Below are 14,657 nucleotides of genomic sequence, written 5' to 3'. Positions count from 1 at the left end.
CGGAGCTTAAACTTAGAACACTGCATGAGGCACCTAATTAAATACGTCATTATATTGACGATCATTAAGGCCAACTTCGCTATGATGAAATTTACAGATCCCTTATTGCACATTTTTGCTACAGTTTTAGCATCTCTATGGATAGGTTGGGTGAGAAAATTAATTCATTGCGTGTTGATTTGAATTGGCAACGCTATTGGCTGTTAATACCAATAGTGTTTTCTGCTGTTTGCTTTTCAACAATGAACCACAATATTTTTTCTGGCGCGTTTTTTACTCAAATTGAACTAAAATATGGACTTAACAGAATCGATGACTTTCATAAGTGGCAATCAATTATTGAAAAGGGAGCTGAGTTTTCTGACAGTGAACGCTTGCACTTGGTTAATCAATTTGCCAATCGACATATTAATTTTGTCAGCGATATCGAACATTGGAATAAAAATGATTACTGGGGGACACCGATAGAGTCATTGGGCACTAAAGGTGGCGATTGCGAAGACTTTGCAATTTTTAAGTACTTTACTTTAAAAGCAATGGGAGTCAGCGAAGAAAAAATGCGCTTAATGTATGTTAGAGCGTTATTAATTGACCAACCACACATGGTACTTATTTATTTTGATAACCCTAAGGCCATGCCCTTAGTATTAGATAATTTGACAACAAGCATTAAAAAATCAAATCAACGGACTGATTTAAAACCAATTTACTCATTTAACAGTCAAGGCTTATGGTTAACTAAAGCACGGGGATTAGGTTCAAATCGCCCTGTTAGTACTGGCTCTAAAAGTTGGACAGATCTCGTTAATAGAATAGAGAATGGTGAATAACATGCGAAAATGGAATTGGAGTCGCTGAATGGTAAACAAAGGAATGTCGCTAAAATTACAAGTATTTTTACTTATTAGCTGCTTAACAGTTTTTAGTTTCAGTTTTGGTTTATATAACAATATCTCGACCATGAAAGACTATTTAAATGAACAACTTGCTTCTCATGCTCAAGGCGCGGCACATAGCTTAGGGCTTTCAATTTCGCCTTATATGAACGAGCAAAACCTTGTTGTTGCAGAAACAATGACTAATGTCATTTTTGACTCGGGTTATTATCAACTAATTCAATTTACTGACATCGATGAAGTTGTTCAATTTAAGCGAACGATTGATTTTCCCACTTTATCTGTGCCCAATTGGTTTATGGCCAGTTTTCCATTACAACCTCCCATAATGACCAGTGAGGTAAGTGATGGTTGGCGTTTAGCCGGGCAGTTATCAGTGCAGTCCCATGTTGGTATTTCCTATAATAACTTATGGCATCATGCAGTAACGAGTCTCACTACCACTTTTATTCTATTAATTATTACCTTATTAATCGCTTACTTCATTTTAAAAGCAGTACTAAGACCGCTAAAAACCATTGAGCAACAAGCCAATTCAGCGTCAAAAAAACGCTTTATTACCAACCCAATTATTCCTTTTACTACAGAGCTTAAAGCGGTCGTCGATGCTATGAATCAGATGATTGCTAATATTCAGCGGGCCTTTAAAGAACAAACCCAACTTGCTGAAAATCTAGCAAAACATGCCTACATAGACTCTTTAACAGAATTACCAAACAGACGCGCTCTATTAAAAAATTTCGAATCGATTCAATCAACAAATACACCACAAAAAAATCAGTTCTATTTAGGCTTGATAGCCCTGCCATCGCTAAAAAGTATCAACGATAAACAAGGATATGCCGCCGGTGATGCCTATATTAAGTTAGGGGCCAATATTATTAGCAAGCAACTTAATCAAATCACCGAAATACAGCTTTATCGAGTTTCTGGGTCAGAATTTGCTTTTCTATCGCCATTAACAGAGGATGCTGTCAAATTAGTCCATAAGCAATTAATCGATATTTTAGTGGCTAACAAAACAGAACACGACGTTGAAGATGGTTTTGCAAAATATACAGTGACTTGTATTGGTGCCAATGAAAGCTTTAGCGACACACTCAAACGATTAGACTCTCAATTAACCACTAACCCATATTGCGACAAACACGCTGAGTTAATACTGTCACAAGCTGACAATAGCCACCATACACGGGAAGAATGGGCTCACATTTTAACTCACTTTACTGAATACTTTATCAACGAGCTTAAACACTGCAACCAAGATAATTTTGAGCTTAAATGTATTCCTTTAGATGACTTTTTTGATTTACTGCTACAACCGGTAGTCGATAACCAACAATCAATTATGTATGTTGAATCCTTTGTGGGCTTTAAATTTAATGGAGAGTCTTTACCCACACTAGATGTATTTTCCATGGCCGATAAATTGGGCGTATTACTTGAGCTTGAGCAAGCAATAACTTGTTTCATCTTTTACAAATTAACACACATAAAAAAAACACCCATAGCTATTAATATTAGCAACCAAGCGATACAAAGCTCTGCTTTTACTCATTGGCTATTTAATTTATATCAACTACAACAAAAAAAACTTCCACCACTTTTGTATGAAATTAAAGAATCTGGCGTGATACTTTCGTCAGCTGTTACAACCTCATTTATTAATAAAGCTAAAGAATTAAAAATTGATATTGTCATTGAAAACTTTGGCTCAAACTTAAACTCATTTCACTATATTCGTAACTTAAACGTTGATTTTACTAAATTAGATCCTTGCTTTGTACATGATATAGATCAAGCTGACACACGCTTTTTTGTCCAGACAGTTACCCAAATATGCCATGGTATTGGATTAAAAGTCATCGCTGCGCAATTGGAAACACCAGCCATGATAGGCATTTTTTCCAATATCCATGTGGATGGTCTTCAAGGCAACGGTTTGTATGCTGTTCAAAATTTGACTACTCTTATACCAGTGACATTAGATAGTTCATGGAGCTGTACTTTACAACTCAGTGACTTTTGTCCCCCATCAAACCATGAGGCAGAATAAATGTACCCTAACAAATTAACGCTCATTTTGATTGCTGCAATATCTTCAACGGCGTTGTCAGCAGGAGCATATGCTGTATCTAAAACAGATTTTACCAATGGCGTTCAGACAGCTGCTAATTCAGGGACAAGTTTAGCTGATTACACGCTCACTCAAATGCAATCATCACCTTCAGAACAAACCAATATCCTCGCTTTTGCTTTACAGGCGACTTTTGGCAAAACCGCAACTATATTAGAAGTGCTTAGTGCTGCACAAACTGCAGGAATGAACGCTGATGATGCATTGGCTATCGCTATTGCAAATGGTATAGACCCTTCAATTGTTGCAGAGGTCTTTGAGGAGACACTCACTGCCAGTGGTGGCACATTTGGAGCAGCTCCAGCGCCTGGTGCTCAGGGTTTCGGTGGTGGCTCTGGTGGTGGTGGAGTAACGGCTTCCAGCAACTAATTAGTGTTTATCAAGCACCCTTGCCTTTTATAAAGAACTTGGGTGCTTTTTTATAGCTATTATTAGTTAAAAATAACCGCGATTAAATTTAGCTCATTAACGAGTATTTGTTGCTTAAACTGCAATGAAACCCTACAAACTCATTATCATGCAAGGGGTTGGACGTATATAAAAACAATGAATTATTGTTTATTTCTAGTAATCCTTTCAGCTAACAAACTCTCAACTAATCCTCTCTGCTAATAATCTGTTAGCAAATAATCTCTTAGTCAGTAACCTATTACCTAACAAACTCTTAGCTAACATGCTCTTATATTGTGGCGTTAAATGACTTACGTAAAGAAAGCGTACTAGCCCCTAAATATGGCTTTAATTAAAGCTCTGACTCGCCATTCATTTTCCTTATCAGCCAATCCGGTAAAGCATGCCAACCACCATAATGAGGCGAAGCGTCATAGCTTTCATCACCTGATTGCCAGTTAATACTGCCGTCTTCTTGTTGAGTTACATGCCAATAAAGCAATTCTTTATTGGCCAGTAAGTAATGCTCTAACGTCAAGGCGAATTCTGGGCTCTTGATTAACACCCCAAACTCAATATTTAAAAAATCTGAACGTGGATCAAAGTTCGATGATCCAATGTAGGAATATAAGTCATCAAAGATAAAGGTCTTATTATGGTAATAAGTATCACTATGGTAAAAATGATCACTATTTTTAGCATGATCTTTATATTCATATAAATCCGCCCCCATATCTAATAACAGTGGGCGATGCTTTTCAAAGTATGCCGGCACAAACCCCGAATCATTTGATGCCGATGAATTTGTGATTAAAGTGATCTGTGCATTATTGGCACTAAGCTTTTCAATAATGGTAAATTTATTATCGGTTGGAATTAAGTAAGGCGTTGAAATTACGGCTTTCTTGGCATCATTCACCGGATCAGTCATTAGATTTTCAACTCGACTTCTAAAATATGGCTTACTGTCTTTCATCTTTTCAAGCGAATCAAAGACAGGTTTCACAACAGCTGCGGTATAACCCACTTCTGTTAAGCTCTGCACTTGCTGATTAATCGCATTCACCACTTGTTGGCGGTTTTCAGTTTGTTGCCGATAAGTTTTTTCAAACTCGGTAAATACTCCCACCTGCTTCACTTCTACAAGCATTTCGATTGGGATCAAATAATCAGTGCCCCACAGCCCATCAAAATTCGCTTCAAAAGCCTTAATGACATCACCTTTAAAAATGACATCTAAATCAAAAAAGTTTGCCTCAGTGCTATAGCCAAAGTAGTCATCGCCAATGTTTCTGCCACCTAAAATCATATTGTGACCATCAACGTTAAAGTACTTTTCGTGCAGGCGATTATCCAGCTGTTGCTGATGAATTTGAAAGTCCATCGCACGGCCAATCCAACCCATTTTTCGAGAGTCGAAAGGGTTAAAAATACGAATATCGATATTTTGATGGTGGGCGAGCTCTGCAAGCCACTTTTCATTAAACACCAACAAGTCATCAAGGGTTACTCTGACTTTTACACCGCGATCGGCAGCTTGCTTAATTTCGGCAAAAAGCATTAATCCCGACGTATCTTTGTTCCATGAGAAGTAAGTTATATCAATAAAGCTTTTGGCTTGACGCACTAGCTCAATACGCCTCGCTAAGGCTTCTGGTGCGGTAGGGATTAAGTACAAATCAGCATGGTATTTTTTCGAGTCCCAATCCGCTTGAAAACCGTCCTCAACCTCAGGGTAAGACGTTGCGCAGCCAGTCACCACTATGGTAACAATAATAAAGCTAAGTACAGTTAGGCACTTAGAAATAGAATGCATGTTCATTGATATACCGTCATTATGGTTAAAAAATTACGGCTAGCAAATGCTAGCCGCCAATCAAAGCGATAAAGATAAAGCTTATTTAGTCATTAATTAAAGTAGCCTAAAATTAAGCCTAAATCCTCAAGACCCGTTAAGCGACCTTCGCGTAACTCAGGGTCTATACCAGCTTGCTTTCTTTTATCCCAATCAGACTCAAGTTGTATATTGGTGTCACCATCAATCACTAACACATTGTCATCGCTGGTATTGAATTGATAGTTATCAAACAGCTCATCACTAAACCAAAGACGTGACAATTTATCCATTAACATCATATCACTATCACTTGGAGTAACCTTGTTACCTGTCACGGTATAAGGTTTATTGAACACAAATGGTAATTCCGCACCATTACAAATGTTACCAATGCAGCTAATTGATTTAATTAGCGCTGCAAGGTCAATGGATGTTGCTTCATTACTTGTGGTCCACACATTAAAGCTTGGTTTGTAATCAAAGTTATAAAAAGTCACTGGCACCACACCATTATCACTGGTTTGCTTGGCCATAACCCGTGCTGGACCACTGAAAAGCATATCGTTAACGAGTAAATTAAATTGCGCCATATTACCTGTGGCACCGCTTAACTCACTTTCATCGTTTGGATAAAAGTCCGTTAATTTAAACAGTTCATCTATGATAGCGCCATTGCCTAAGCCAAAGAAAAAGCGGGTAATGGCGTCATAGGCTGTGCTAGGTAAAATGTCACCTAACTCAACTTGGGCTTCAACATCTGAGTTTGTTATGGCCATTAACTCTTGCTCTAACAATGCCAAGTTATCTTGGGATTCTAACCAAGCCTGAATATCTAAAGCGGCTAAATCAGGATCTTCAGGCGCATCATTAAGCTGTTGGATTAAATTGATAATCGTCGGTATTAATGAAGTTAAACTCGGCAGAAATGCCGTTGTTCTTGAATCATTACTGTTAAAGCCTAATACAGTCGGTACATTTAATTCAGTTAATGCTGGCTGCGCTTTTAAATGATAACCACTGATTTCAGGGACAAAAATACCGCCTCTAGCGCGAAAATCAACATAAGGCGAAAAAGGCTTTAAATTGGCTAACGGCGTAGTTTCAGCGCTAAGTTTAGAGGTTAAACATAAACCACTGCCTACTAAGTTATCCACATCAATACAGTCTAATCCTGACCAAGCGCCAACTTTCGCTAATGGATTTAGTGCCTTTTCCTGCACTTGCATGATTTGTTCAAGGGTTAACTCATCAAGTACCACAGAGCCTTCTTCAGCAAATAACTCATCGCCATAATCTTGTAACTTACCTTGAAAGGTTTTGGCTTGATCATAAGACTTATAATCAAAGCCATAAGGGTTGCTTTGCATAATAGCGCGCTGGAAATAGTCACCAGCAAAACTTTCACTGTTTTCGGTTTGCTGTAAAATCCCTACTGACATGGCGCCAGCGCCTTGGCCAACAAGGGTAACCTTATCTGGGTTACCACCAAATAATTCAATATTGTTATTGACCCATTCAAGCGCGCGTTTTTGGTCACCTAAAGCAAAATTACCGCCTTTGTCGTTCTTACTACCATCAAGCCAGTAGCTACCTAAAATACCTAAACGATAATTTAGAGTGACCGCAATAAATGGTTTATCATCTAATGCCCCCTGAGCGACAACATTATCGCCTTGTACTAGCGGGTCTGAGCCTGAACCAAATTCAAAATCACCACCATGAATGAACACATAAACAGGTAAATCAGCGGACTCGACCGTATCTTCTGGGCGCCAAATATTAAGGTTTAAACAATCTTCTGATTGCTCCTGCACCGTTAAATCAAGTTGCGGGCAAGCATCACCAAAAACCGTTGCATCGACCACATCTGTTAATTCTGTGACCACACTGTGCTCAAAGCGCGCAGAAGTCGCATAAGTAATGCCTTTAAACGCCTCTAACTCAACTCGCGTTGCCGTACCCTCTAAATCATTAATCACCACTGACTCTTTAAGCCCCATTACGGTGCTATCACCAATGATCCGATCAATCTGCTGTGGTGGCAGTGGCTCGACAACGGGTACTTCAGGTTCTGGATCTGTAACACTAGGGCTGTCATCACTGCCACAGGCCACTAATGTTAATGAAATAAGCACTGCAAGGGTAGAACGGTAAAACACGGTCATAATTAACTCCATGTATCTCTGATTGCTAGGGTTTGGCTAGTGAATCATCAAAGTAGCTCAAGCCTAATATTAGGTTAAAGTTTGCATCTTTGCTGTATGAGCCTGAATAATTAAATTTATAGTAATTAATTTAACCCTTACCTTGTAATCGCTTATGAAGGATCGAACCATCATCATTAACATTGAAGTAATAAAATTAACCGCTATAGAGTAGTAAAAGCGTGAGATTTACACGGTTTAAAATCGATAAATAGCCCATCTACCCCCAATTGACGATAGCAATTCACGTTAGCCGTTTTGTGAGGGTTAAATCCTTCAAACGCGATTTAACAGATTACACAATGTCCATTAACCTTCTAATATTAATTATCAGCAGATCATAGAAACCGCTTTCGCTTCTATAATATTGCTAATTTGATTTAAAATATCTTTAGATTTTTAGCCGCTAAACGGCTAAATGGAGACACTAATGAACACCCCGAAGAACCTTATTAAGTTAATATTTTTTGCCTTGTTCATAACGGCCTGTAGCTCAAATCATCAACTTGAACAACGGGTTGATGCTAACAATTACAAAGATGCTCTCGTGGCGGCGGATCAAACCGAAATAGCTGAACCTTATCGATTTTGGGCTGATGAACAACCTGCGTTTTTATATGATGCAACCACCAACACCACACCATTAGCAAGTGCGTCAGAAAAGCTAAATATATTAGTGTTATCGGGTGGTGGTGCTAAGGGTGCTTATGGCACCGGAGTAATAAACGGCCTTTATGATAGTAATCAACTACCGCAATACACCATTGTCACAGGGATCAGTGCAGGCTCTTTGATTGCACCATTTGCATTTATTGGTGGTGATGAAATTCATCGATTAAAGCAAGTCATGCTAGGCCTTAACGATAAGGCTATATTAGGTAAACGCAATTTTTTAAATGCTCTTTTTAAAGATGCCTTTACTGATGGCAGTAGTCTATATGAGCTAGTGGAGCAGTTTTACCCTGCTACAATGATTGATAAAATAGCGACTGAACACCAAAAAGGGCGTCGACTATTTATTGGCACTACGCAGTTTGATTCTGGCGAGCTGATGATCTGGAATATTGGCCAAATTGCTGCCAGTAACTTACCAAATAAATATGACTTAGTTCATCAAATTTTAGCCGCAAGCTCGTCAATTCCAGGGGTGTTTCCACCACAATTCATCAATGTTGAGATAGATGGAAAGCCTCTAGAAGAACTACATGTTGATGGCGGCATGAACTCACAAATGTTTGTCGACCCAGGTAATTTCGATTATGGGTTAGTCAATCAGGCTTTAGGTTATCAGCAACCAACTAATATTCACGTTATCCGTAACGGGGTATTAAAATCACCTTATATTTCCCTACATGATAAAGGCCTTGAACTACTGAATCGCAGTTTGAAAAGTATGACGATTCAACAAGCTAGAGGTGATTTATATCGAATGCTGTATTACAGCGAAGTAAATAACTACGATTTGTCATTCACTTATATTGACGACAAGTTTGATGCAGAACCTGCCACCAAGAAAATGTTTGATCAGCAGTACATGGAAGCCTTATACCAAAACGGCTATGACAAGGCGGTAAACAACAATTTATGGCAAAACCAAGTTCCTTATTAAAGAAGTTATAGTTTACTTTCACGACTCTCCCAAGTCATTACTGGGAGAGTAAAATCAAGCTAATACGTCATTATTAATCCCACCTTTTTACCATTTTATCAGCATTTTTAGTCGCTTTAGTTATGACTCTACACTTTTTGGAATAACTTACCATGTTGAGAACGACTTGAAACACTGAACATAATGGCGGCTTTATCAATAAGCTGCAGCTAAGTAACTCCTCTTCTTAATACTGTCTGTTGTTAGCGATTGCGCAATGCCTTAATGATACTACTATCAACCAAAGCAGCTGCATTCATCCATCAATATTCATGCCTCCCATCAAATACATTCCATTCTTCATAATATCGTTTCAGCGCCAGCGGTTCATGGCATGACACGTATGAATAGCACCTTGCAGAGGCTACTCAATTTCATCAGTATTCCAGTTGAAGTCAGTCCCTATAAAGGTTTAACTCATGCTCAACGTTAATGTGACGGGTTACATTGCAGTATTATCAGTCATTTAGGGCTTATAAAAGCCGAACCTAAAATTTTCCACCTTCCTGTGAAATAGTAACTGTTTAAAATGGAGACTAAGCTGCTGATTTAATCTTTTAAAAATACTCAACACAAAAAAGCCCATCAAGAGTACATGATGGGCTTTAATAACAGGGACAGAATAATCAATTAGAAAGGTGTTACAAGCTATAATTTAAACGACCAAATATAGTTTATAAAACAGTGATGACATCTTGTTCAGGTAAACGCGATTTAGGTAAACCAAAGTTATAATCTTCACCCTCTTTGTGATAACCCATTGCTAGCGCAAACTCACAAACGTAACCATCTAACTCTTCTTTAAAAATTTCACCAATTAAGCTTGGATCAACGCCTTCCATCGATGTAGAAGCAATCCCTAAACGAGCTAGCGTATGCAAGGTATTACCAATAGCAATATAGGTTTGCGCTTTAGTCCAATGGCCATTAAAACCACTGTCATCAGTATTTTGCTCTGCAAAACCAAAAGCACCATTTAGCATGTTGTCATACATGTCTGCCGGTAAATGACCTGACGACACTTCAACATCAACAACTTTTCTGTAGTCATCTTTAGTGAACTTAGGGTTATGGGCAAATAAAATCACATGGGAGGCTTCAGTAGCATGAGGCTGATTAAACTGGTGCATATTGGCAAACGTTTCATGAAAACGTTGTTTTGCCACATCAGTTTCTAATACGATAAATTTCCACGGCTGTGAGTTAATAGAAGAAGCAGTTAAACGAATCGCTTGTTTCACTACGTCCATATCCGCTGCTGAAATACGCTTACTTGAATCATACTTTTTCACAGTATAACGTTTATTCAAATCTGCAATAATTGGGTGTGACATAATGATTTTCCTCATAGGTGATGCCGATGCGGTGCATTTTAGGCTTTTCCATTGAGAAAAAAAGAGTGCTAGACACCAATCTTTATGGAGTTTTTAAACCATAAAAAATCCGTAATAGCGGGTGCAGATGGCTCTATAGCGTAACTATACGTAGAAAAAATGACAAACCCATGGCTGTTCACTGGTTATTTTGACTAATTCAGCTGGCTACTTTCACTATATCATTTGCATTTATAAAGGTTAAAAACGATAACGCAATGCTGCAAGAATGATAAAGCACTGTTTTTATATAGTATCTTTAAACTGGCCTGCATATTGCTTTAATTTAACTTAAATACAACATCTACCCTAGTGACTAAAATCTGAGTCACTATGTACTATAAAGTCCAAGGAGTGACATTATGGCCGTGATTTTAGAAGATCGCCCTATTGAGCAAGTCAGAGAACAAGTTATCGATCAGTTAATTGTCAATTATAGCCACGGCATTATCTCTGCTGAAGCCTTTGAAAGACGCCTTGATGAGGCAATGAACTCAAGTGTTCATCAAGAGATCGTCGCACTGGTCGCAGACCTAACCTTAACCGCTGATACTGACTATAGTCAGCAAAAAGACCACCAGTTTGCGCCAAACTATGGCAGCAAAACTGCCACTGAAGATATGCGCTTAACCAGCATATTAGGTAACAGTGAACGTAGCGGCCAATGGGTGGTGCCAAAGGTTATTAAGGTTAATAATATTATAGGCGAAACCACACTGGATTTTAGTGATGCCATTTTTCAGCATCAACATGTCACCATTGAGATTAATTGCTTTTTGGGCAGTAGCAGTATCTATGTTCCTGAAGGCATTAATGTGGTGTGTAAAACTTACGGGCTCGTCAGTAGCATTGAAAACAAAGCGCCTTCTATCGCAACCCGCCAAGCTCCTGTCATCACCATTGAGGGTAAGGTTATTTTGGGCTCGCTGGAGGTGTCTATCAAGCGCACCATTAAAGAGAAATTTATCGAGTTTGCTAATAATTTAAAATCGGCATTTGATACTAAAAACTACTTTTGATACTTGAAGCAACTTTGATACTAATAGCGATTTTTGATGCAAATAACGAACAAAGCCGAACATAAAGTAGGCTAAACCGATAGCCTTTACTGTCTGTTCAGCCGTTAAATATGCCTGATAGCATCAGGGCTTTGAAATATCACGACATAATAGCAAGTCCTTCACTCTGGAAGAGGCGCCTTGATAAAAGCCGATTTCGTTAACAAAGCCTGGCGGGTTTTTAAAGGTGCCAAACAAAATATCAAAAATAGGCAGGTCAGAATAATTATACCTATGTAGGCCTTTTTGATGATGCACAGAATGGCTTTCAGGTCGCTGAATAATATATCCAAGCCACTGAGGAGTGCTAATATTGGTGTGTTGAAATACGGCGAGAAACATGGTGATGTATAAAAACCAACTAATTGCCTGCGGTGATAAACCCACAAACACATTAAGGCTAATACTGCCAACTAATGTAAAGCCAATCATATCTAGTGGGCTAAAATAAAAAGCCCCAAATGAGTCTAACCTTTCGGCGCTATGATGCATCTGATGGAAGGTTCGCCACAGCAGTGGCGTTCGGTGCATACTCCGATGCCATACATAAATACCAAGTTCGAAAACCAGCACGGCAATAATGGTACTCGCCAATGGGTTTAACTGCTGCAGATTGACCAATTGATAAGGCAATAAATACTTATCCCATATCAAGGGTAAATAAGTCGAAAGGTAAAAATAGCAAATAAACACCAACAGTGATTTAGCATACCAGCCTTTAACCTTTGCTTGATGCTGGGCAGGCTTAATTGCTTCAAGCAGCATCAGGCCCAAATATATTCCCAGCAACGCTAAAGAAACTGGGTCCAGCAGAATTTCTAGTGGCGTAGGCATAATCGCACTCCTTAATGTATTTTCAATTTTTAAGAAGTGTCATTATTGGCAATAACACAGTAACAAACATGATGGTTAGCTAACGATTTAGTATTAATTAGCTCAAGCGTGCCATTCGCTTAGCGTAAGTTGATCAAAAAAAGGCAAATAGTCAGCTAGAATGGATCCTAGCTATTTCTGCTCTGAATACCGTTGTTCATGTCTATAAAATAAGGGATTATCTATGCTGTTTCGATTTAACAATATCGAGATTGATACTGATCGGTATGAGATCCGTAAAGATAGCCATGTTTTATCGGTAGAGCCTAAGGTCTATGACTTAATTATTTACCTTATTGAAAATAGGCAGCGTATTATTTCTCGGGACGAGCTGTTGAGCCAAATATGGGCTGGGCGAGAAGTCACTGACACCACCCTCAGTAATCATATTAAAACCGCCCGCAAAACCTTAGCGGATGACGGTGAACAGCAAAAAGTCATTAAAACCATCAGATCCAGAGGCTACCATTTCATCGCTGATGTAGAAGCAACTAATAGCACAAATGCAGATAAGGAGTTAGCAGCTTTACCCTCGCAAACTGTGCCTGTTAACACCCCAAAGCAGAGTCAAAGAACTGTAAGCGGCAAACAAACACCGGCACTAAAATCAACAATCACAATCGTTAGCCTGATTTTATTCATCATACTGATTATTGTCAGCGGCATTTATTATCAAAGCGCTCCCTCAAAAGCAGTAATAAAGCAGGCCTATTTGCTCATTACGCCTATGTCAGTTTCAAGTAATGACGCTACCCAATGGCAGCCTTTTGCCGACCAAATAACCCGAGAACTAATTCAAGATTTACGCAAAGTATCCGGAATAAAGGTGGTGCCGCCGCCATCAGCATTTACCTTTAAATCAAACAAAGCTCGTGCTCATATCAAACAACAATTACCAGAAGTGACCTTTGTACTCGATGGGGTAGTAAAAACAGCGAACAATGGTGATGTACGCTTTACTGTGGAATTAGAAAATATTGATAACGGCGCAGTCGTTTGGGAAGGCAGCTTTGACATTAACGTGGATAAAACTAATTTATTCAGTGCTCAAAATGACATTGCTTCCTCAGTATCCACATCGTTACAGGTGATTATACTTGAAGATGAAAAAGCGAAATTAGCTCAAGTTCCCACCAGCAACTTAATCGCATATGAGCGATATGTTCAAGGCCAATACCAACAAGCTCAGATGAGCCATGATTCAGTGTTGCTAGCGATTGACTTGTACTCCCAAGCCATCGCCTTAGATGAAAATTTTGAAGCTGCCTACATTGCTAAATCCAATGCTTATCGAATATTAATGATTTTATTTGAAAAACCCAAAGATGTACTGCCCAAAGTCATTGCTTCAGCCACTGAGCTGCTGGCTATCAATCCTAACTCAGCAAGCGTTCAAGCGTCATTAGGTATGGCTTATATTCATGCCATGTTATGGGAAGATGCTTGGATAATGCTTAGCAGAGCAAAAAAGATAGACCCTAATCTTGCTCTGACAGAGCTGGGGTTTGCCCTGTACTACACTGCACTCGGTGAAGCTGAAAAAGTACAGCAATCAGTGGCGCGAGCAGACCATTTAGACCCATTAAATCAAGAGATAGCCGAATGGGGCTTATGGGCGTTAATGATGGTCGGTGAAGTTGACGTTGCAATCGCTTGGGGTAAACGCAAAATACAACAACATCCTCAAATGCCCTACCCATTACTGAGCTTATCTGTAGCCCACTACATTAATGGCAATATAGAACAAAGTATTAAACTGGCAAGCCAAGGGGTGGCCTTAAGTCATCAAGACCCCTTTCCCTTAATTCTATTAGCTCAAGCTTATGCCGCTGGCGGATATAAAGATAAGGTGTTGCCATTAATAAAACAGGCGACACAACAACAGCTGTACATGTGCCCCTATGAAACGGCGGTGATATTCGCGTTAATGGGCCAAACTGAAAAGGTATTTCCGCTGCTAGAACAAGCCGTAGAATACCAATCAAATTGCCTGATTTTCGCCAAACATGACCCAAGGTTTGCAGCTATACGTCACACGCCTCGATATGTGGCAATGTTAGCCAAGCTGGGATTAGATGATGCTTCAATCAAGCGCTACTCTAAGTAATCACACTAAATACTCTAAGCAAGTCATCAATTGTTACAACAACCCCAACTTAAATGATGCTCGTAAGTTACCGCTTAGCTGTTAACTTGTTATAATCAGCATCAGCTTTAAATGACCCTATAGAATCATCAATG

At 39.1% G+C, this 14,657-nt stretch carries 10 protein-coding genes; 6 read left to right on the top strand and 4 right to left on the bottom strand.

Annotation, left to right across the window (positions count from 1 at the left end; genetic code table 11):
* The first annotated feature begins 242 nt into the window (after positions 1-242).
* The 3 genes from BCU94_RS16980 to BCU94_RS16970 are packed head-to-tail and all read left to right on the top strand — an operon-like array spanning position 243 to position 3,402.
* Positions 243-830 (top strand): transglutaminase-like cysteine peptidase, encoded by a 588-nt coding sequence (locus BCU94_RS16980; protein WP_241903532.1) that lies wholly within the window; start codon positions 243-245, stop codon positions 828-830.
* 28 nt (positions 831-858) lie between these two features.
* Positions 859-2,952 carry a LapD/MoxY N-terminal periplasmic domain-containing protein gene (locus BCU94_RS16975; RefSeq protein ID WP_102477056.1) on the top strand — a complete coding sequence of 698 codons (2,094 nt, stop codon included), beginning with the start codon at positions 859-861 and terminating at the stop codon, positions 2,950-2,952.
* Positions 2,953-3,402: a hypothetical protein gene (locus BCU94_RS16970; RefSeq protein ID WP_102477055.1), complete on the top strand. Its 450-nt coding sequence runs from the start codon at positions 2,953-2,955 to the stop codon at positions 3,400-3,402. It abuts the gene before it with no gap.
* Positions 3,403-3,775: 373 nt separating this feature from the next.
* Here BCU94_RS16970 and BCU94_RS16965 read toward each other — a convergent pair whose 3' ends face one another.
* Together BCU94_RS16965 and BCU94_RS16960 are read right to left on the bottom strand one after the other, a co-directional pair.
* Positions 3,776-5,245 (bottom strand): phospholipase D family protein, encoded by a 1,470-nt coding sequence (locus tag BCU94_RS16965; RefSeq protein WP_198589942.1) that lies wholly within the window; start codon positions 5,243-5,245, stop codon positions 3,776-3,778.
* Between the two features lie 86 nt (positions 5,246-5,331).
* Positions 5,332-7,425: a carboxylesterase family protein gene (locus BCU94_RS16960; protein WP_102477054.1), complete on the bottom strand. Its 2,094-nt coding sequence runs from the start codon at positions 7,423-7,425 to the stop codon at positions 5,332-5,334.
* 469 nt (positions 7,426-7,894) lie between these two features.
* Here BCU94_RS16960 and BCU94_RS16955 point away from each other — a divergent pair, with 469 nt between their 5' ends.
* A complete protein-coding gene (locus tag BCU94_RS16955; protein WP_102439104.1) occupies positions 7,895-9,073 on the top strand; it encodes a patatin-like phospholipase family protein in 1,179 nt (392 codons plus the stop codon).
* Between the two features lie 713 nt (positions 9,074-9,786).
* On the opposite strand, the gene BCU94_RS16950 is transcribed toward BCU94_RS16955, so the two are convergent.
* Complete coding sequence (locus BCU94_RS16950; RefSeq protein ID WP_102439106.1) at positions 9,787-10,446, bottom strand: nitroreductase family protein; 660 nt, start codon at positions 10,444-10,446, stop codon at positions 9,787-9,789.
* A 401-nt stretch (positions 10,447-10,847) separates the two neighbouring features.
* On the opposite strand from BCU94_RS16950, the gene BCU94_RS16945 reads away from it, so the two are divergent.
* Positions 10,848-11,504 (top strand): LiaF domain-containing protein, encoded by a 657-nt coding sequence (locus BCU94_RS16945; RefSeq protein ID WP_102439108.1) that lies wholly within the window; start codon positions 10,848-10,850, stop codon positions 11,502-11,504.
* Positions 11,505-11,627: 123 nt separating this feature from the next.
* Here BCU94_RS16945 and BCU94_RS16940 read toward each other — a convergent pair whose 3' ends face one another.
* Entirely contained in the window at positions 11,628-12,377 is a 750-nt protein-coding gene (locus BCU94_RS16940; RefSeq protein WP_102477053.1) for a sterol desaturase family protein, read from the bottom strand.
* Between the two features lie 223 nt (positions 12,378-12,600).
* Between BCU94_RS16940 and BCU94_RS16935 the strand changes: the two genes are divergently transcribed.
* On the top strand, positions 12,601-14,523 hold the full coding sequence (locus BCU94_RS16935; protein WP_102477052.1) for a winged helix-turn-helix domain-containing protein: 1,923 nt from the start codon (positions 12,601-12,603) through the stop codon (positions 14,521-14,523).
* Positions 14,524-14,657: the final 134 nt, after the last annotated feature.

It is taken from the genome of Shewanella sp. 10N.286.52.C2, from assembly GCF_002874545.1.
Taxonomy (GTDB): Bacteria; Pseudomonadota; Gammaproteobacteria; order Enterobacterales; family Shewanellaceae; genus Shewanella.
Note: the sequence above shows the minus strand (reverse complement) of the source record. Positions and strands in the feature narration are given on the sequence as shown.